This window comes from Arthrobacter sp. RAF14 (assembly GCF_052114185.1).
Taxonomy (GTDB): Bacteria; Actinomycetota; Actinomycetes; order Actinomycetales; family Micrococcaceae; genus Arthrobacter_E.
This window is the reverse complement of record NZ_JBFREG010000008.1, coordinates 68,636-84,162: the sequence shown is the minus strand read 5'-3', so window position 1 is coordinate 84,162 and position 15,527 is coordinate 68,636. Positions and strand designations below refer to the sequence as shown.

Below are 15,527 nucleotides of genomic sequence, written 5' to 3'. Positions count from 1 at the left end.
CGCTCAGGCTACCCCGTGGCCGCTGCGTGCCGCGAGGGGTTTCAGCTCGCAGGACTCGGCGAATCCCTCCGATTCGATGCCGAGCGCCACGTTGCCGCGCGTGGTCAGATTGGCGAAGCCGATCACATTGGTCAGCTCCACGAGGGCCGGGGCGCCGAGTGCCGTCAGTAGCCGGGCCGAGAGCTCGTCGGTCACCGTGACGGGGGTGCTGCTCATGGCCTCGGCGTACTCCAGGACGTCGCGTTCCAGCGGCGTGAACACGTCCGATTCGCGCCAGCACGGGATCTGCCGCGCCTTCTCCAGGTCCAGACCCTGGTTGTAGGCCATGAAGTAGTTGTAGTCCAGGCACCAGGTGCAGCCGATGAACGAGGCCACGGCCATGTGGGCGTAGGACTTCAGGGACTCGTCGCAGTGGTTCCACTTCTGCAGCTTCTGGCCGAAGCCCATGGACGCCTTGAGGGCGGCCGGGCTGTGCCACATCACGCCCAGGGATTCCGGCACGCGGCCGAACATCTTAGTGCTGAACTTCTTGACCAGGGCCCCGTAGAGGCCGGTGATCTCGGTGGCGGGGATTCGGGTGGTCATGACTCCTCCTGAGGTGTGTTCCGATCCTTCGTCATGAAGACACCGGCCGGTGCCGATCTGTGACAGATAGGGTGAATCCATGACTTCTTCGCAGGACCAGGCGTATTACCGGGACACCTACCTCTTCGGCACGGAGGCCACCGTCATCGACGCAGGCCAGGACGACGCCGGGCCGTGGGTCGCCGTGAGCCCCAACATCTTCCACCCGAAGGGCGGCGGCCAGCCGTCCGATGAGGGTACGGTGAACGGTGCGCCGGTGATCCCGTCCCGCACCGAGGACGGCCTGGTGGTCCTCGCCACGGAGGCCGAGGCGCCCGCCGTGGGCTCCGCCGTCGTCTGCGCCATCGACGAGACCCTGCGTAAGCGCCATGCCGCGCTCCACACGGCCGGGCACGTCCTGGGCCACCTGGGCGAGGCGCGCGGCTGGCAGAGCACCGGGCACAGCCACTACCCGGGCCAGGCACGCCTGGACTTCTCGCCGGAAGGCTTCGAAGCGGAACTCGCGACGCCGGAACTGCGGGACGCGGTGCGTGCCGAACTGCAGGAGGCGTTCGACGCCGTGCTCGCCCGCGGCGGCGCGGTCACCGCGACCACCGACGAGACCGGGCACCGCACGGTCACGATCGAGGGTGTGAACGCGGAGCCGTGTGGCGGCACGCATGTCTCGGAGCTGTCCCAGCTGAAGGACGTCCGGGTGCTCGAACTGAAGATCAAGCGCGGCGCCCTCAAGGTCCGTTACGAGGCCGAGCACGCCTGAGCCGACCACCGGGCGGGGCGGCCCGCCCGGTGGTCGGCCCGCCTCAGCCGCCGCTCAGGCGTTGCGGCCTCGTGCCGCGATCTCCCAGCGCTCCACGACGGCGCCGTCGGACACCACGCTGACCTCGTCCACGAGGTTCACCGCGACGCACACGTGATTGGGAATGAGGCGCAGCCTGCTGCCCAGCGCGGGCAGCGGTGCGTCCTCGGGCCACAGGACCGTCGCGTGATGCTCAGAGAGGGCGCTGACCCGCGCGTCGGGCTCCTCCTGGACCCGGGCGAAGCCGCTCACCCAGGCGGGTCGGTCGCCGCCGAGCATCTTGCTGCCGGCGTCGAGCACGATCCGGCGCGGAATCCCATCAGACCCTTCGTGGCGGCTGACCACGGTCGCTGCCACGCTGAGGGACACGTCTTCCGGGGCGCACCGCCCGAGCTCGAGCTGTTGAGCGTCCCCGAACACGTAGACACCCGGCCGCAGCTCCGTGGCGACGGAGTCCCCGGTGAGCAGCGCGGTCGGCGTCGAGCCTCCGCTGAGGACCGCGACGTCGTGCCCGGCCTCCCGGAGCGCGACGGCGGCCTGGTGCAGGGCCGCTCCCTCCTGGTCCACCGCGGTGCCGGGCATGCCCGGGGCGTAGCTGTGACCCGGGAACGTGAAGACGCCGGCGACGCGGAAGCCGGCGTCGCGGGCGGCGTCGGCGATCGCGGCCGCGTCCTCGGGCCGCACGCCGCTGCGGTGATGCCCGCTGTCGATCTCGACCAGCACGCCGAAGTCCGCGGATGCCGGACCGAACAGCCGGCCGGCCTCCCGGATCGCCTCGAGGGAATCTGTGCCGAAGGCGATCCGGGCCCTCTTCGAAAGAGCCGTGAGACGCTCCGCCTTCGCCGCACTGAGCCACAGGGGGTAGGCGATGAACAGGTCGGTGGCTCCGTGGTCGGCGAAGACCTCCGCCTCGCCGATCGTCGCGACCGTCAGGCCCACCGCGCCCGCTTCGAGCTGAAGCGCCGCGATCTGGGGGATTTTGTGAGTCTTCACGTGAGGCCGGAGCGCCAGGCCCCGTTCCCGCACCCGCGAGGCCATACGCTCGATGTTGCGGTGCAGAATGTCCCGTTCGATCAGGATGGCAGGGGTTTCAATCTCGTCCGGGATGCTGTGCATGGCTTCATTCTGTCGCATCGGCAGCGGTGAGCAGTTCCGTGAGAGCGGTCCGGTCTTCGCTGGTTCCAGCGGCGTTCCATGCGGTGCGGACGGGGGCGAGCACCTGTTCAAGGGGCCGGTCCGTCCGATCGAGGTAGGACCACCAGGTTTCGTACAAGTCGTCACCCGCTCCGAGATAGTCTGCCGCGGAGCCGACGTGCGCGCGGATGAAAAGCCCGACGCCGAGATCGTCCCCGCGTTCCAGGAGCGCCCTCGCGACGGCTGCGCTCACCGCGGTGTCAGGATCGTCCACCATCAGAGCGACCAAGCGTTCTGCCTGGCCCTCGGCGCAGTGGACGGCGAGCCATACGGCACCCCGAACGCGGGACTCATACCCGGGGGCCGCGACCAGGCGCAGGGCGTCGTCTTCGCTGAGCCGTCCTTCGTCGTGCCTGTCCGTCATCACGAGTCCCGCACCGCATGCCGGAGGGTCTCGCCGTGCACGTCCTCCAGGGTCACGTCCACCACCAGATGCTCAGCCACCACAACCGTGCGCACGCCTTTGGACACCTTGGCGACCACGGTGGACTCGACCTCCGTGAGGTCACTGTCCGGGGCCACGCTCACGGCACATTCCGCGCGCCAGCGCACATGCGGGGAGGCGCCGTCCGACGGTCGGACGTCCACGTAGTTCACCTGGATGCGCGGGGATTCCCCGAAGGCGCCCCGGACCGCGTCCGCGAGGTCCAGTGAGGTCACCTTGACTGCTTCGCCACCGAGGGCCGACACTGCGCTCGTGCTGCGCAGAGGCCGCAGATTCTCCCGGACGGCCCGCATCACGGCGGCGATCGCGCCGTCGTCGTTCCCGCCGTCCTCGTCGCCGGTCCGCAGGATGGTGGCCAGACCGGAGTCGAGGTCCTTCAGGCGTGCCCGTTCGTCGTGGCACCAGGGGCACTGGATCTCGTGAGCGTCGGGCGGGCCGTCGAGATTCTGCAGGACGTCATCGCGTGTCCTTCCGCAGGGCAGGGTGCTCATGGCGTCGCCTCCTCTCCAGGATCGTTGGTCAAGGCCGCACGGGCTCGGGCCAGCCGGCCGCGCAGGGTGGTCTCGGTGCTTCCCATGGCGAGTGCGGCGTCCCGGTAGCTCAGCCCGTGGACGACCACCAGAAGGAACGCCTCCCGCTGGGCCAGGGGCAAGGCGGCCACCCGCTTCCAGGCCCGCTCCAGCTCCAGGCGGCGTTCGGTCCGTTCCTCCGGCTGGGCGTCCGCCGGTGCGGCGAGTTCGATCATCTGAGCGTCCAGGGAGTCGGCTCTGAGCCTATCCCGGGAGCGGATCCGGTCGAGGCAGACATTTCGGGTGATCGAATACGCCCAGCCCGTGAACGCGGAACGGTCCTTCAGATGGGGCAGTCGTCGCCAGATGCGCAGCCACGCCTCCTGAACCGCGTCCTCGGCTTCGGCCCACTGTCCGAGCATGCCCCGGGCGAAGCCGCGCAGGGGGGCGGTCAGGCGGGTGACTAGGTGTTCGAAGGCCGCCGGATCACCCTCTTGGGCGCGGCCCACCCACGGAATGAGTGAGTCGGGAACCCCCTGTGACATGTGGCCAGCCTAAGGCAGGATGAGAGTAAGCGGGAGCGGGGTCCCAGAACCCCTCATGCCATGTGATGCAGATCACGGAGAAACCGCGTGAGGATTCCGGTGCCCGCTCCGTCTTCTTCTGTGTCCAGCGTTTTCGACAGCAAGACTGAGAAGCAAGGAGTGACCATGTCGCAGAATGTCAGCCCCGTCGTGAAGCCCACCGGTGAGGAAGCGGAACGCCAGGCGAAGCGCGAAGCAGCGCAGCAGCACGAACAGCAGGAAACCCGCCCCACGGGCCCGCTGCACACCGACCACGGCAAGACCACCATCGAGGACCGCGTGGTCCAGAAGATCGCCTCGATCGCAGCCCGTGAGGTCCCCGGCGTGTACGCCATGGGCAATGCGGCCCGCCGGACGTTCAACTCCATCGCGGAGCGCATCCCGGGCGCGTCGGCCAACACGGCCGGCGGTGTGAACGTGGAGAAGGGCGAGCAGCAGGCCGCCATCGATGTGACCATCGTGGTCGAGTACGGCTTCTCGATCGTGGAGGTGTCCCAGGACATCCGCGCCAACATCATCTCCGCGGTGGAGCGCGCCACGGGTCTCGAGGTCATCGAGGTCAACGTGGACGTCTCCGATGTGCACCTGCCTGAGGATGACGACGACACCTCGGCCGATTCCGGCCGCGACGACCTGAAGTGACCACCGTGGGCAGGGGCGGCCACGACGGCCGTCCCGCCCGGTGGCCCGCAAGCTGCCACACCAAGCTGCCATCCAAGGAGCAGACATGAATGCAACACGTTGGGGCCTGGCCGCCGGCATCGTGATCGGCCTGGTCATCGCGTTCGGCTCGTTCACCCAGTTGATCGTCGTCGCCTTTTTCACGCTGGTGGGCGGCGCCGTCGGATGGGTGCTGCAGAACCGCACCGATGTGAGCGGGTTCCTCAAGCAACGCCGCAGGTGAGCTCATGACCACTCATGAGATCGCGACAGCGGACTCCCGGCCGGATGGCCGGGGCAACACGCACATCCCGGCCGCCGTGCTGGCCAAGATCGCGGCACAGGCGGCCCGGGAGATCGACGGCGTGGGAGCGCCCGCCGGGGGAGTCCTCGGCGTGGCACAGCGCCGGGACTTCGACCGCAGGCCGCGTGCCGACGTCGAAATCCTCGGCAGCACCGCGGTGGTGCGCCTGGACCTCGGACTGCGCTACCCGAGCCCCGTCGAAACGACCTGTGACGCCGTCCGGCAACGGGTCGACGAAAGGCTCCGGCGCGATGCCGGCGTCACCCGGACCCAGGTGGACATCACGGTCTCCTGGTTGAACGCGGAAGACACGAACGAGCGAAGGAGGCTCCTGTGAAGCGTTTCTGGCATGTGCGCCCGGCGCGCACAGTGGCAGTCCTGCTCGCCGCGCTGCTGGCGCTCGCCGTCGGCTGCCTCAGCCTGTGGGCCGGGGCGGCGCGGCTGTCCAGCGGTTCGTGGCCGGATCCGGTCAACGGCTGGCTCGCCCAGCTCGCCGCGGCGGGCTGGAAGGACCAGCTCTGGGTGGGCTTCGGCATCGGGCTCGCCGTGCTCGCGCTGCTGCTGCTGCTGGCGGCGGTCCTTCCGGGAAGCAGGGCGACCTTGCTCCTTGAGGGCGACGACGCCGGCCGCGGCCGTGAAGAGGTGCTCGCCGCCTCGGGGCTCACCGCCCTGGTGCGAGCCGCCGCCGAGCGCGCGGACGGTGTCTCCTCCGCTTCGGTGACATCCGGCGAGAAGGGTGTGCGCGTTGTCGTGCGCACCCCGGTCCGGACCACCGCGCCCATCCGTGACGACGTCCGGCGTCGCGCGGAGACCGTGCTCGGAAGCCTGCCGCTGCGGCGTGTGCCGCAGGTCCAGGTGCAGGTGCTCAGGAAGGGAGAAGGCTGATGTGGAAGACCCACGGACCCCGGCAGCGGGTGCTGCTGGTCATCGCGGCCGTGATCCTCGGCGCCGTGGCGGCGCTGATGCTGCTCGGCCGGGACCTCCTTCCGTCCTGGGGTGTCGCGGTCCCGGAGAAGCCCGTCGGGCTGATCCCGTGGCAGGGCGAGCAGGCGGGTATCGCAGTGGTGGCCGCCGGCGTGGTGCTGGTGGTGCTGGCGCTCTGGGTGATCCTTACGGCGCTGCCCACCAAGCCCGCCACGCACGTCTTCAGATTCCACAGTGACCGCTCAGGAGGAGCGATGACCCAGATCGACACCGGGGTGATCGCCCGCGCAGCGGAGAACGCCGCCACGTCCCACCCGACCGTGAGCGCGGCCGGGGTCCGCATCAGTGGCAGCGCCAAGGAGCCCGTGCTCTACGCCAAGTACACGCTGCGTTCGGACGCCGATGCCGTGGAAGCGATGGAACTCGTGGAGCAGCGGCTCATCCCCGATATGGAGACGGTGCTGGGCGTGAGCTTCGCTCGACGGCACGTGCGGTTCGACGTCTCCGCTCCGGTCAAGCAGGACCCGGGGCACCTGAATCTTGCGGGCGCCTCGGCGCCCCACGCCGGCTGATCACGGCCGGAACTCACACGCACACCTGAAAGCACGAAAGAGGAGTAGACACATGGGTTTCATCGGATGGATCGTTCTCGGCCTGATCGCCGGAGCCATTGCGAAGGCGATCATGCCGGGTGAGCAGGGCGGTGGGTGGTTCACCACCCTGATCCTCGGTGTGGTCGGCGCCGCACTGGGCGGCTGGCTCGGATCGGCACTGTTCAACACCGGCATCAACAGCTTCTGGTCGCTCGGTTCGTGGCTGCTGGCGATCGGCGGTTCGCTGATCGTGCTGCTGATCTGGGGATTCGTCACCAAGCGCCGCTCCTGACGCGGCGGGGGCTGAGCGGGAACCCGCTCGGCGCACGGGGCCGGACGTGATCCGGTCCCACGGAAAGTTCAAGCATCTGGAGGAAGTGAGGTCGTCATGGGAAAGAACATTCTGATCCTGGCACTGGTCGCCGCAGCGGCTTACCGCATCGGCGTGGAGAAGGCGAAGAAGCGGGACGGGGACTACGAGGATCTCCGTCACCAGGTGGAGCGCCTTCTGACCGGGAACACCACGAAGAAGGTCCGCCGGAAGCTTGCCAAGGTCAACCCGCAGAGCGCGTGATTCCTGGATCCAGGTGATCCGCGCTTCGCGACCGTGGTGATCCCACGGTGCGGCGGTTGAGCAGGTTGTGGCCCGGGCGATGCCCGGGCCACAGCTGTCGGTGGACCTGGCCGGAACGCCGGCCCTTCAGCGTTCCTCGACCAGACAGACCAGGTGGGCGTCGGCGTCGCGCACCACGGCCATGCGGTCGCCCCATGGCCGGGTTTCCGGGGCATCCACCACAGCGCCGCCTTGTGCCGCCCACTTCTCGCACAGCGCATCCAAGCCCGGGACGGTGAAGGTGGCGGCCACGGAGAGGTCGCTCGTCTGGCTCTCCCGCTCGTGGAGGAACACCTGGACCCCGTTGCCCGCCGCGAGCATCGCGAAGCCCGGAGTGAGTTCGGCGGGCAGGCCGAGGAGGTCACGGTAGAACGCCAGGGCCGGTTCCAGCGCGCGGACGGAGACCACCACGCGGGTCAGTGCTGCGGACATGCTGTCACTCCTTGTGCTCGTCGCTAAACGGTCGGCCACACCCCGGAGGTCCCGCGGCGGTGGCTGTCCACCAGGTGCGTGTCCACGATGCCGATGGCTTCCATGAGCGCGTACATGGTGGTGGGCCCCACGAAGTTGAAGCCCTTTTTCTTCAGGGCCTTGGACAGGGCCTTGGACTCCTCGGAGACGGTCGGGACCTCCGCGAAGGTGCGCGGGGCCGGGGTCTCGGCAGGCTTGAACGACCAGACGAAGTCCACCAGGCCGCCCTCGTCCCGGAGCGCCACGGTGGCGCGGGCGTTGGCGATGGTGGCCAGGATCTTCGCCCGGTTCCGCACGATGCCGGCGTCCGCCATGAGCCGCTCGACGTCGTCCTCCGTGAAGGCGGCGACGGTGTCCGGCGCGAAATCGGCGAACGCCGCCCGGAACGCCGGCCGCTTCCTCAGGATCGTGGCCCAGGAGAGACCGGCCTGGAAGCCCTCCAGCGAGATGCGCTCGAAGAGCCCTTGCTCCTCCCGGACGGGCATGCCCCATTCGGTGTCGTAGTACTCGCGCATCATGCCGTCGACGGCGGCCCAGGCGGGACGCAGCAGACCGTCCTCGCACAGCACGGCATCGCTCGCCGGGGCGCCCTGGGCTGTTGATCCGACGGCTCCGGCGGGATCGAGCGTCTCCGTCACGGCTTCCTCCGATACGTCAGATCGAACACCATGCGCCCGGCCTCCAGGGCCTTGCGCTCGAAACTCGTCACGATGCGGCCCTCAAAGCGCGGGGCCCAGCCGCCCAGCTCATCGACGCCCTCATTCGGGCCGGTGTGGCCCGTGCTGACGGGGGCCCGGCCTTCGCGCACGGGCGCGCCGCCCACCACGGTCTCCACGCCGCTGGCCCACACCTGCGTCAGGGGGCTGTCCGCACCGGCGCGCTCGCCGTCGTGCACATTCTCGAAGTCCGGGGATGCGTTCACGACGTCGCGCGCGTGCACCGCGTAATTGGACCAGTCGGTGGCGATCCGCCACAGCCCTCCCGGCTCGAGCGCCTGCGCGACCTGCTCCGCGAACGCGGGCTGGAGGAGACGGCGTTTGTGGTGCTTCGCCTTGTGCCAGGGGTCCGGGAAGAACACCCACACCTGATGCACCGAGCCGGCCGGCAGCATGGTCGTCAGCACTTCCGGGGCGTTCGCCTGGACGACGCGGACGTTGGTCAGGCCACCCTGCGCGATTTTCACGAGGGTGTTGGCCAGGCCCGGGGTGTAGACCTCGACGGCCAGGAAGTCCCACTCGGGGTGTTCCGCGGCGGCGTGGGTGACGGCTTCGCCCAGGCCGGAGCCGACCTCCACCACGAGCGGGGCCTTGCGGCCGAAGGCGGCTTCGGCATCGAACCGGTAGTCGGGGTGCACCGAGGTGTCCGCGACATGGCGGGGCACATCCACCACGAAGCGGTCCGAGTACTCATCCCAGGCGTCCTGGCGACGGCCCTGAAGCCGGGTGCCGCGGCGCACGAAGCTCACGGGATTGCGCCGGTACGTCCCGAAGGAGGCCTGGCTGCCTTCGGTGACGGGGCGGTGCGGGGCGCGCGGCGCTGAGGCGGGGGCGGTCTCAGGGGCGTCTGCGGGGTCTGGGGAATCCATGCCGTTCATCGCTTTCCAGAGTACCGGGGAGGGGCGACAGGAATTCATCCGTTGTGGGTGCGGGGCGCGCGTGTGCAACTATTGCACAGTTGAAGGGAGGCCTCATGAGCCAGACGGTCCAGCGAGCGATCGACATCCTGGAATTCTGCAGCGTCCGGCCCCGGACCCTGCTGGAGATCGCGGACATGATCGGGGTGCACCGCACCACGGCGCTGCGTCTCGTGCAGACCCTGGCCGGAGGCGGGCTGATCCGCCGCGACGAACGAGGCCTCTACGGGGTGGGCTTCCGCCTGGCCGCTCTGGCCGATTCGGCGCTCCGCCAGTTCGACCTGCGGACCATGGTGCATCCGTTCATCGTGGAGCTGAGCGAACGCGTGGGCCAGACCGTGCAGTTCGCCGTTCCGGACGGGGATGCGGTGGTCTACGTCGACAAGATTGAACCGGCCGACTCCATCCACCTCGACACCCGGATCGGCGGGCAGGTGGTGGTGCAGACCGCCGGGGTGAGCAAGGCGCTGCTGGCCTTCATGGACCCGGAGCAGCGCGACCGGATCGTCGACGGGATCACGTTCCGTCCCTTCACCTCCTCCTCGATCACCTCCCGCGAGGAGTTCCTGCGCCGCCTGGATGAGGTGCGTGACACGGGCTGGGCCTACGACGACGGCGAGTACGAGGAGATCTCCAACTGCATCGCCGCCCCGGTGTGGAACCACGCGGGGACCGCGGCAGGCGCCATCTCGATCACCGCGATCAAGTCCCAGATGGACCTCACCCGGCTGAGGGAACTGCTCCCGGAGCTGCTCGACACCGCCCGGGCGGTGTCCGAGTCGCTCGGCTGGAGCCCGACGGCGTCCTGAGCGTGTGTCCTCAGTGACAGAGCGAGAGGGTGACCGAGTGACGACGACGGCGGCGCCCCGCACGGTGGTGGGGGCGCCGCCGTGCGGAGCGCCGCCGTCGTCGTTCAGGTCGCTCAGAAGGGCGGCTCGGTCAGTGCGCCGATCCTGAGCAGCACGTTGCCGAAGCGGCGGGTGTCACCGGTGATGATCGCGAGCGCCAGATCCTCGGAACGGGCGAGCCGGTAGAAGTCCTCCCGGCTCACGAGTTCCGGAGGTGTGCCGAGCAGATCCCGGACCTCGTCCTGCACCATGCTCGGGAGCGCATCCTCGGATGGCCGGATCTGCGTGGCGTGCTCGATCGGGATGACGCTCCGGACCACCTTCAGCACCTCCGGCACCGTGGGGGTGCCCGCGGTCAGGGCCAGGTGCGCCGTCGGAGTGCCGGGTGCCACTGCTGTGGATGCCGCGTAGTTCAGGTCCGCGATGAGCACCGTCGACTTGTGTCCGGCGCTCGCCAGCGCCGCCAGGACGACCGGGTGTTTGAGAGCTCCGCGGATCATCGGACGTACTGACCTCCGTTGATGTCGATCACGGTTCCCGTGACGAAGGCGGACCCCTCTCCGGCGAGCCAGACCACGGCGTCCGCCACATCGTCAGGGACCCCTGCCCGGCCCGCCGGGATGGTGGCGATGGTGGCGTTCTTCGACTCCGAGGTGGTGAAGGTGTCATGGAACGGTGTGGCCTCGATGAAACCCGGAGCCAAGGCGTTCACCGTGATGCCCTCGGGCGCGGCTTCGCGGGCCAGAGAACGGGTGAACCCGAAGATCGCGGCCTTGGAGGTGGCGTACGCGAGGGCGCCGGGGTGCCCGCCGTTGTGCCCGGCCAGGGAGGCGATGTTGATGATGCGTCCGCGGCCCTGGGGCAGCAGCGGCTTGAGGTGGTGGGTGATGAGGAAGGTGGTGTCCAGGTTGACGCTGAGGATGCGGTGCCACAGTTCCAGATCGAGTTCCCGGAGGGTGGCGCGCTGCACCAGCCCGCCCGCGTTGTTGACCAGGATGTCCAGGCGTCCGAATTCCCGGCTGACCGCGCCCGCCAGGTCCCGGACCTGCGCCTCGTCGGTGGCGTCGACCTGGAGCGCCAGGGGTTCCGCGGCGGAGAGCGCGCGGAGCTCGTGCAGGAGCTCGTCTTCCGGCGCGTGGCTGCGGTAGGTGAGGGCGACCCGGGCGCCGGCGCGGGCCAGCGACAGGGCGATCCCCCGTCCGATGCCGATGCTGCCACCGGTGACGAGGGCGGTGGTCCCTGCGAGATGCTGCGTGTTCATGGTGTCCTCCTGAAATGATTACGGGGTGGTCTGCGGGATGCGGGAGTTGCCCTCCGGGCGCCGGTTCGCGTAGGCGTACACGAGCACGGCGGTCAGGGTCAGGCACCCGGCCAGGAACGTGAGAGCGAGCTGATCGCTCCCGGTGGTCTGTTTGATGAGGCCGACGAGATACGGGGCCACGAATCCGCCGACGTTCCCCAGGGAGTTCATGAGACCGAGGGCGGCGGCCGCCGTCGCGCCGGCGAAGGCGGCGGACGGGATGGACAGGAACGGTGCGCCCGCCGAGAAGATCCCGATGGCCGCGACCGAGAGCGCCGCCATGGCCCAGGCGGCGTTCACGGGCAGGAGATACGCTGCGCCGAGGAGCCCGACGGCGGCGAGCACCATGCTGAGGGATGCGTGCAGAGCGCGGCGCCCGGTGCGGTCCGCGCGCTTCGCCCACCAGTACACGAAGGGGATGGCGACGGCGTACGGGATCATGACCAGGAGGCCGAGCGAGGTGTTGTCCTTGACGCCCAGGCCCTTGACGATGGTCGGCAGCCACAGGCCGAGGCCGTAGATGCCGCAGACCATGCCGAAGTTCAGCAGGCCGTAGACCCACGCCCGCGGCTCGCGGAGCCCCTGAAGGAACGAGTGCTTGCCCGGGAGTGCTTTCGCGGCGTACTCGGCCTCCATGGTCGAGGTGAGCCAGGCTTTCTCATCCGGGGCGAGCCAGCGTGCCTCGGAAGGGCGATCCGTCAGGAGGCGCGGCACGAAGACGCCCAGCACCACGGCCGGGATGCCTTCGATGATGAACATCCACTGCCAGCCGGTCAGTCCCAGAACGCCGTCCAGGTTCAGGAGTGACGCGGACAGCGGTGCGCCGAGTGCGTTGGCCACGGGCTGCGCCAGGATGAAGAGGCCCAGCACGGCCGCCCGCTGAGCGGTGGGGAACCACAGGGTGAAGTAGAAGAGCACCGCGGGGAAGAACCCCGCCTCCGCGGCGCCGAGCAGGAACCGTGCCGTGTAGAAGGACGGCTCGTTCCAGACGAAGGCCATGGCGGTGGCCAGGACGCCCCAGCTGATCAGGATCCTCGCGATCCAGCGCCGGGCTCCGAAGCGGTACATGCCCGCGTTGCTGGGGATTTCCATCAGGACGTAGCCGATGAAGAAGATGCCGGCGCCCAGGCCGTAGGCGGCGTCGTCGATGCCGAGGTCGTGGGTCAGTGGTGCTTTGGCGAATCCGACGTTGTTCCGGTCCAGGAAGGCGATCAGGTAGAGCAGGACGATCAGCGGGACGATGCGCCACCGGACCTTCCTCAGGGTCCGTTCCGGGAGGGACCTGGGGTCCGGCCGGCGGGTGGCGGAGACATGCTCCGGCACTGGGATGTTCATGATGACTCCTCGCTTCATTGCGCGGTCTCTGATGAGGCCTACATCACAGTAGCGATATGTGCACTAGGTGTGCAAGATGTGCACATCAAGAATCTTCGCTGGCTCGGTTGGTCCGGCTTGGTCCGGCCCGCGCTGCTCCCGTCACCCCCGCCGAAACAGTGAGTTCCCGTCGAAACCGTGTCTTAAACACGCTGTTTCGGCGGAAATCCACTGTTTCGGCAGAGGGGACCACAATGGATAACGTGCACACGCAGACCATGACCCCAGGACCCAGCCGCACCCGACTCGTCTTCCTGGGTGTCTGTCTCGTGCTGATCGGCCTGAATCTGCGCACCGTGTTCTCCAGCTTCGCGGCCGTGCTCGTGGACATCCGCGCCGCGGGAGCCGTTCCGGAATGGGCCGTCACCGCGCTCACCACCGTTCCTGCCACCTTGCTCGGTGTCTTCGCTCCGCTCGCCCCGGTCCTGGCCCGGCGCTTCGGCGCGGAACGGGTGCTCCTGGGCGCCATGGTCGTCCTCACGGGCGGCCTGCTGGTCCGTCCCGCGGCTCTCGGGTCACTCGGCCATCTGCCGATGCTGCTGCTCGGAACCGCGCTCTGCGGGGCGGCCATCTCACTGTGCAACGTCATCCTGCCCACCGTGGTCAAGCGCGACTTCCAGCACCGGCTCGGCCTCATGGGCGGCCTCTACACCACGGCGATCTGTGCCTCCGCGGCACTCGGCGCCGGGTTCACTTATCCGATCTTCGAACTCAGCGGCCAGTGGACGACGGCGCTGCTCGCCTGGGCGGTGCCGGCCGCCGTCGTCGCGCTGCTGTTCGCCCCGCTCGCGCTCACGGCGCCGCACCACCGGGAAGCCGTCGATCGCGACGGCGCGAACGTCTGGCGCTCGCCGGTCGCCTGGCAGGTCACGGTGTTCATGGCGCTCCAGGCCATGAGTTCGTTCAGTGTTTTCGCATGGCTGGCACCCGTGCTCCGGGACCGCGGGATCGACGGCGGAACGGCCGGTGTCATGGTCTCCGTGTCGATCCTGCTGCAGATGCTCGGCTCCCTGGTGGCTCCGGCGCTCGCGGCACGGTTCTGGGATCAGCGGGGGATCAACGTGGTGCTGGCGCTCATGACCGGTTCCGGATTCGCCCTCAGCATCCTGGGACCTCTCGAAGGCATCTGGGTGTGGATCTCCCTGCTCGGTCTGGGGCAGGGTGCGCTCACGGCCGTGGCGCTCACCTTGATCATGCTGCGGACCGAGGATCAGCACACCGCGGCCCGCCTGTCGGGCATGATGCAGGGCGTCGGCTACGGGGTGGGTTCCGTGGGGACGCTCATGGTGGCCCAGGTGCACCAGGCCACGGGCGCCTTCACCCTGGCCGGCTGGGTGTTCCTGGGCATCTCCGTGCTGGGCGCGGTGTTCGGTTACCTGGCGGGCCGCCGTCGGCTCGTGGAGTAGCGCCCGGCGTCAGAGGTAGGCGAGGACCAGCCAGGCGAACATCAGCCCCATCGCGACGCAGATGACCCATGCCGTGACCGCTGCCAGGTACCAGTGCTGCTGGACCTCGAGGTGGAACCGCTCCTCGCTGCCCCGCGGGTGCCGGCGGAGCGAGCGTTCGGTGAGCGCCATGACGGGGAGCAGCAGCGCCATCAGCAACAGGAAAGTGACCAGCTGGAGCGCGCTCCACAGCGACGCCGGCCCGATGCTCACCACTCCCAGCGCGCGCAGGGCCAGGAGTGAGACCTCCTGAGGTCCGCAGATGGCGAGGATCCCGGCGCCGCCGAGCAGCACCACCGCGGCCCGCCCGAACCGCTCGCCCCAGCTCAGGGCGATTCTCGGAACCGGCGGCGTGGGCTCGGAGCCCCAGGCGGCGACCTGACCGGGTCGCCGGCCGCGCTGGTGCCAGAACTGCCGCTGTGAACCGCGGATCGCCAGCGGCCACAGCACCATAGCGACGACGGCGGCGACTTCCCAGGCGAACACTTGGTTAGCGCTCAGCCCCCAGTCGAGGTTCCCGCCGAGGAGGACGAGCCCGATCCACGACCCCAGGAACAGTGGCACGCCGACGACGACCAGCAGCATGAGCCACAGGATCTGCCGCGCCACGGAGGGCCTGGCGGGCGGGGCGGCCTGGGCGTGAGACGGAGCCTCGCCGGGCCCGGAGGAGGGAGGAATCATGGCTCTGATCCTAACGATGGGTCGTCCCCTGTGGAGCCGCCGATGAGGGGGGTTACTCCCACAGAATCGGGCCGCTGCCGCTGCGGCCCAGCTCATCGTCGGGGTTCTGGAGTGCGCAGCGTTTCAGGCTGAGGCAGCCGCAGCCGATGCAGGAGTCCAGGTCGTCCCGGAGGTGTTTGAGGGCGGCGATCCGGGCGTCGAGCTCTTCGCGCCAGAGGCGGGAGAGCCGGGCCCAGTCGCGCTTGGTGGGTGTGCGCTGCTCCGGGAGTGAGTCCAGTGCCGCGCCGATGTCCTTGAGCGCCATCCCCACCCGCTGCGCCGTGCGGATGAACGCGACCCGGCGGAGCGCATCCCGGGAGTAGCGCCGCTGGTTGAGACTGTTCCGTTCGGCGCGCAGCAGGCCTTGCCGTTCGTAGAAGTGGAGCGCGGAGACCGGCACGCCGCTGCGGGCGGACAGTTCCCCGATGCTCAGTTCGTGCTGTTTCCCGCCGTGGATCTGGGGCACGCGGATCCTCCTCGCTCAGGGCTTTGACCTCAACCATAGTTGAGGTCGTAGCGTCGGGACCAT

General features: G+C 69.2%; 23 protein-coding genes. 10 read left to right on the top strand and 13 right to left on the bottom strand.

The window, feature by feature from the left end; genetic code table 11:
* Nucleotides 1–3 precede the first annotated feature (3 nt).
* Nucleotides 4–585 carry a carboxymuconolactone decarboxylase family protein gene (locus AB4Y75_RS15285; protein WP_441436736.1) on the bottom strand — a complete coding sequence of 194 codons (582 nt, stop codon included), beginning with the start codon at nucleotides 583–585 and terminating at the stop codon, nucleotides 4–6.
* 79 nt (nucleotides 586–664) lie between these two features.
* Here AB4Y75_RS15285 and AB4Y75_RS15280 point away from each other — a divergent pair, with 79 nt between their 5' ends.
* Nucleotides 665–1,342, top strand: a complete 678-nt coding sequence (locus tag AB4Y75_RS15280) for a hypothetical protein (RefSeq protein WP_441436735.1) — start codon at nucleotides 665–667, stop codon at nucleotides 1,340–1,342.
* A 54-nt stretch (nucleotides 1,343–1,396) separates the two neighbouring features.
* On the opposite strand, the gene AB4Y75_RS15275 is transcribed toward AB4Y75_RS15280, so the two are convergent.
* The 4 genes from AB4Y75_RS15275 to AB4Y75_RS15260 are packed head-to-tail and all read right to left on the bottom strand — an operon-like array spanning nucleotide 1,397 to nucleotide 4,074.
* Nucleotides 1,397–2,497, bottom strand: a complete 1,101-nt coding sequence (locus AB4Y75_RS15275) for a D-TA family PLP-dependent enzyme (RefSeq protein WP_441436734.1) — start codon at nucleotides 2,495–2,497, stop codon at nucleotides 1,397–1,399.
* 4 nt (nucleotides 2,498–2,501) lie between these two features.
* Nucleotides 2,502–2,939 carry a hypothetical protein gene (locus tag AB4Y75_RS15270; protein WP_441436733.1) on the bottom strand — a complete coding sequence of 146 codons (438 nt, stop codon included), beginning with the start codon at nucleotides 2,937–2,939 and terminating at the stop codon, nucleotides 2,502–2,504.
* Entirely contained in the window at nucleotides 2,939–3,511 is a 573-nt protein-coding gene (locus AB4Y75_RS15265) for a hypothetical protein (RefSeq protein ID WP_441436732.1), read from the bottom strand. The genes AB4Y75_RS15270 and AB4Y75_RS15265 overlap by 1 nt, the downstream gene beginning before the upstream one ends.
* A complete protein-coding gene (locus AB4Y75_RS15260) occupies nucleotides 3,508–4,074 on the bottom strand; it encodes an RNA polymerase sigma factor (RefSeq protein WP_441436731.1) in 567 nt (188 codons plus the stop codon). Before AB4Y75_RS15260 ends, AB4Y75_RS15265 begins: the two co-directional genes overlap by 4 nt.
* A 165-nt stretch (nucleotides 4,075–4,239) precedes the next feature.
* Between AB4Y75_RS15260 and AB4Y75_RS15255 the strand changes: the two genes are divergently transcribed.
* From AB4Y75_RS15255 to AB4Y75_RS15225, 7 genes are all read left to right on the top strand, one after another.
* Complete coding sequence (locus AB4Y75_RS15255) at nucleotides 4,240–4,755, top strand: Asp23/Gls24 family envelope stress response protein (protein ID WP_441436730.1); 516 nt, start codon at nucleotides 4,240–4,242, stop codon at nucleotides 4,753–4,755.
* Between the two features lie 85 nt (nucleotides 4,756–4,840).
* Nucleotides 4,841–5,017 carry a hypothetical protein gene (locus AB4Y75_RS15250; RefSeq protein ID WP_441436729.1) on the top strand — a complete coding sequence of 59 codons (177 nt, stop codon included), beginning with the start codon at nucleotides 4,841–4,843 and terminating at the stop codon, nucleotides 5,015–5,017.
* 4 nt (nucleotides 5,018–5,021) lie between these two features.
* On the top strand, nucleotides 5,022–5,414 hold the full coding sequence (locus AB4Y75_RS15245; RefSeq protein ID WP_441436728.1) for an Asp23/Gls24 family envelope stress response protein: 393 nt from the start codon (nucleotides 5,022–5,024) through the stop codon (nucleotides 5,412–5,414).
* Nucleotides 5,411–5,962, top strand: a complete 552-nt coding sequence (locus AB4Y75_RS15240) for a DUF6286 domain-containing protein (protein WP_441436727.1) — start codon at nucleotides 5,411–5,413, stop codon at nucleotides 5,960–5,962. The genes AB4Y75_RS15245 and AB4Y75_RS15240 overlap by 4 nt, the downstream gene beginning before the upstream one ends.
* Nucleotides 5,962–6,573, top strand: coding sequence for a hypothetical protein (locus AB4Y75_RS15235; RefSeq protein ID WP_441436726.1), 612 nt, complete (start codon nucleotides 5,962–5,964; stop codon nucleotides 6,571–6,573). Before AB4Y75_RS15240 ends, AB4Y75_RS15235 begins: the two co-directional genes overlap by 1 nt.
* 52 nt (nucleotides 6,574–6,625) lie before the next feature.
* Entirely contained in the window at nucleotides 6,626–6,886 is a 261-nt protein-coding gene (locus AB4Y75_RS15230) for a GlsB/YeaQ/YmgE family stress response membrane protein (RefSeq protein WP_441436725.1), read from the top strand.
* 96 nt (nucleotides 6,887–6,982) lie between these two features.
* The gene (locus AB4Y75_RS15225) at nucleotides 6,983–7,168 is read left to right on the top strand and encodes a hypothetical protein (RefSeq protein ID WP_441436724.1); all 186 of its coding nucleotides are present in this window, start codon (nucleotides 6,983–6,985) and stop codon (nucleotides 7,166–7,168) included.
* Between the two features lie 126 nt (nucleotides 7,169–7,294).
* On the opposite strand, the gene AB4Y75_RS15220 is transcribed toward AB4Y75_RS15225, so the two are convergent.
* From AB4Y75_RS15220 to trmB, 3 genes are all read right to left on the bottom strand, one after another.
* Complete coding sequence (locus AB4Y75_RS15220) at nucleotides 7,295–7,639, bottom strand: VOC family protein (protein ID WP_441436723.1); 345 nt, start codon at nucleotides 7,637–7,639, stop codon at nucleotides 7,295–7,297.
* A gap of 23 nt (nucleotides 7,640–7,662) precedes the next feature.
* Entirely contained in the window at nucleotides 7,663–8,247 is a 585-nt protein-coding gene (locus AB4Y75_RS15215) for a DNA-3-methyladenine glycosylase I (RefSeq protein ID WP_441436756.1), read from the bottom strand.
* Between the two features lie 65 nt (nucleotides 8,248–8,312).
* Nucleotides 8,313–9,263: a tRNA (guanosine(46)-N7)-methyltransferase TrmB gene (gene trmB / locus AB4Y75_RS15210; RefSeq protein WP_441436722.1), complete on the bottom strand. Its 951-nt coding sequence runs from the start codon at nucleotides 9,261–9,263 to the stop codon at nucleotides 8,313–8,315.
* Nucleotides 9,264–9,367: 104 nt separating this feature from the next.
* Between trmB and AB4Y75_RS15205 the strand changes: the two genes are divergently transcribed.
* Nucleotides 9,368–10,120: an IclR family transcriptional regulator gene (locus AB4Y75_RS15205; protein WP_441436721.1), complete on the top strand. Its 753-nt coding sequence runs from the start codon at nucleotides 9,368–9,370 to the stop codon at nucleotides 10,118–10,120.
* Between the two features lie 113 nt (nucleotides 10,121–10,233).
* On the opposite strand, the gene AB4Y75_RS15200 is transcribed toward AB4Y75_RS15205, so the two are convergent.
* The 3 genes from AB4Y75_RS15200 to AB4Y75_RS15190 are packed head-to-tail and all read right to left on the bottom strand — an operon-like array spanning nucleotide 10,234 to nucleotide 12,794.
* The gene (locus tag AB4Y75_RS15200; RefSeq protein ID WP_441436720.1) at nucleotides 10,234–10,659 is read right to left on the bottom strand and encodes an RbsD/FucU domain-containing protein; all 426 of its coding nucleotides are present in this window, start codon (nucleotides 10,657–10,659) and stop codon (nucleotides 10,234–10,236) included.
* The gene (locus tag AB4Y75_RS15195; RefSeq protein WP_441436719.1) at nucleotides 10,656–11,420 is read right to left on the bottom strand and encodes an SDR family NAD(P)-dependent oxidoreductase; all 765 of its coding nucleotides are present in this window, start codon (nucleotides 11,418–11,420) and stop codon (nucleotides 10,656–10,658) included. Before AB4Y75_RS15195 ends, AB4Y75_RS15200 begins: the two co-directional genes overlap by 4 nt.
* An 18-nt stretch (nucleotides 11,421–11,438) precedes the next feature.
* Nucleotides 11,439–12,794 (bottom strand): MFS transporter, encoded by a 1,356-nt coding sequence (locus AB4Y75_RS15190; RefSeq protein ID WP_441436718.1) that lies wholly within the window; start codon nucleotides 12,792–12,794, stop codon nucleotides 11,439–11,441.
* A 233-nt stretch (nucleotides 12,795–13,027) separates the two neighbouring features.
* Between AB4Y75_RS15190 and AB4Y75_RS15185 the strand changes: the two genes are divergently transcribed.
* Entirely contained in the window at nucleotides 13,028–14,239 is a 1,212-nt protein-coding gene (locus AB4Y75_RS15185; protein ID WP_441436717.1) for an MFS transporter, read from the top strand.
* Between the two features lie 9 nt (nucleotides 14,240–14,248).
* On the opposite strand, the gene AB4Y75_RS15180 is transcribed toward AB4Y75_RS15185, so the two are convergent.
* Nucleotides 14,249–14,959: a hypothetical protein gene (locus AB4Y75_RS15180; RefSeq protein ID WP_441436716.1), complete on the bottom strand. Its 711-nt coding sequence runs from the start codon at nucleotides 14,957–14,959 to the stop codon at nucleotides 14,249–14,251.
* A gap of 52 nt (nucleotides 14,960–15,011) precedes the next feature.
* Nucleotides 15,012–15,464: a redox-sensitive transcriptional activator SoxR gene (gene soxR, locus AB4Y75_RS15175; RefSeq protein ID WP_441436715.1), complete on the bottom strand. Its 453-nt coding sequence runs from the start codon at nucleotides 15,462–15,464 to the stop codon at nucleotides 15,012–15,014.
* Between the last annotated feature and the right edge of the window lie 63 nt (nucleotides 15,465–15,527).

Excerpts from the sequence above, each read along its gene's own strand:
- AB4Y75_RS15285 (WP_441436736.1), bottom strand. The coding sequence starts at position 585 with ATGACCACCCGAATCCCCGCCACCGAGATCACCGGCCTCTACGGGGCC.
- AB4Y75_RS15245 (WP_441436728.1), top strand. The coding sequence starts at position 5,022 with ATGACCACTCATGAGATCGCGACAGCGGACTCCCGGCCGGATGGCCGG.
- AB4Y75_RS15220 (WP_441436723.1), bottom strand. The coding sequence starts at position 7,639 with ATGTCCGCAGCACTGACCCGCGTGGTGGTCTCCGTCCGCGCGCTGGAA.
- AB4Y75_RS15270 (WP_441436733.1), bottom strand. The coding sequence starts at position 2,939 with ATGACGGACAGGCACGACGAAGGACGGCTCAGCGAAGACGACGCCCTG.
- AB4Y75_RS15250 (WP_441436729.1), top strand. The coding sequence starts at position 4,841 with ATGAATGCAACACGTTGGGGCCTGGCCGCCGGCATCGTGATCGGCCTG.
- AB4Y75_RS15225 (WP_441436724.1), top strand. The coding sequence starts at position 6,983 with ATGGGAAAGAACATTCTGATCCTGGCACTGGTCGCCGCAGCGGCTTAC.
- AB4Y75_RS15195 (WP_441436719.1), bottom strand. The coding sequence starts at position 11,420 with ATGAACACGCAGCATCTCGCAGGGACCACCGCCCTCGTCACCGGTGGC.
- AB4Y75_RS15200 (WP_441436720.1), bottom strand. The coding sequence starts at position 10,659 with ATGATCCGCGGAGCTCTCAAACACCCGGTCGTCCTGGCGGCGCTGGCG.
- AB4Y75_RS15230 (WP_441436725.1), top strand. The coding sequence starts at position 6,626 with ATGGGTTTCATCGGATGGATCGTTCTCGGCCTGATCGCCGGAGCCATT.
- AB4Y75_RS15280 (WP_441436735.1), top strand. The coding sequence starts at position 665 with ATGACTTCTTCGCAGGACCAGGCGTATTACCGGGACACCTACCTCTTC.
- AB4Y75_RS15205 (WP_441436721.1), top strand. The coding sequence starts at position 9,368 with ATGAGCCAGACGGTCCAGCGAGCGATCGACATCCTGGAATTCTGCAGC.
- AB4Y75_RS15180 (WP_441436716.1), bottom strand. The coding sequence starts at position 14,959 with ATGATTCCTCCCTCCTCCGGGCCCGGCGAGGCTCCGTCTCACGCCCAG.
- AB4Y75_RS15185 (WP_441436717.1), top strand. The coding sequence starts at position 13,028 with ATGGATAACGTGCACACGCAGACCATGACCCCAGGACCCAGCCGCACC.
- AB4Y75_RS15235 (WP_441436726.1), top strand. The coding sequence starts at position 5,962 with ATGTGGAAGACCCACGGACCCCGGCAGCGGGTGCTGCTGGTCATCGCG.
- trmB (WP_441436722.1), bottom strand. The coding sequence starts at position 9,263 with ATGGATTCCCCAGACCCCGCAGACGCCCCTGAGACCGCCCCCGCCTCA.
- AB4Y75_RS15275 (WP_441436734.1), bottom strand. The coding sequence starts at position 2,497 with ATGCACAGCATCCCGGACGAGATTGAAACCCCTGCCATCCTGATCGAA.
- AB4Y75_RS15255 (WP_441436730.1), top strand. The coding sequence starts at position 4,240 with ATGTCGCAGAATGTCAGCCCCGTCGTGAAGCCCACCGGTGAGGAAGCG.
- AB4Y75_RS15265 (WP_441436732.1), bottom strand. The coding sequence starts at position 3,511 with ATGAGCACCCTGCCCTGCGGAAGGACACGCGATGACGTCCTGCAGAAT.
- AB4Y75_RS15190 (WP_441436718.1), bottom strand. The coding sequence starts at position 12,794 with ATGAACATCCCAGTGCCGGAGCATGTCTCCGCCACCCGCCGGCCGGAC.
- AB4Y75_RS15260 (WP_441436731.1), bottom strand. The coding sequence starts at position 4,074 with ATGTCACAGGGGGTTCCCGACTCACTCATTCCGTGGGTGGGCCGCGCC.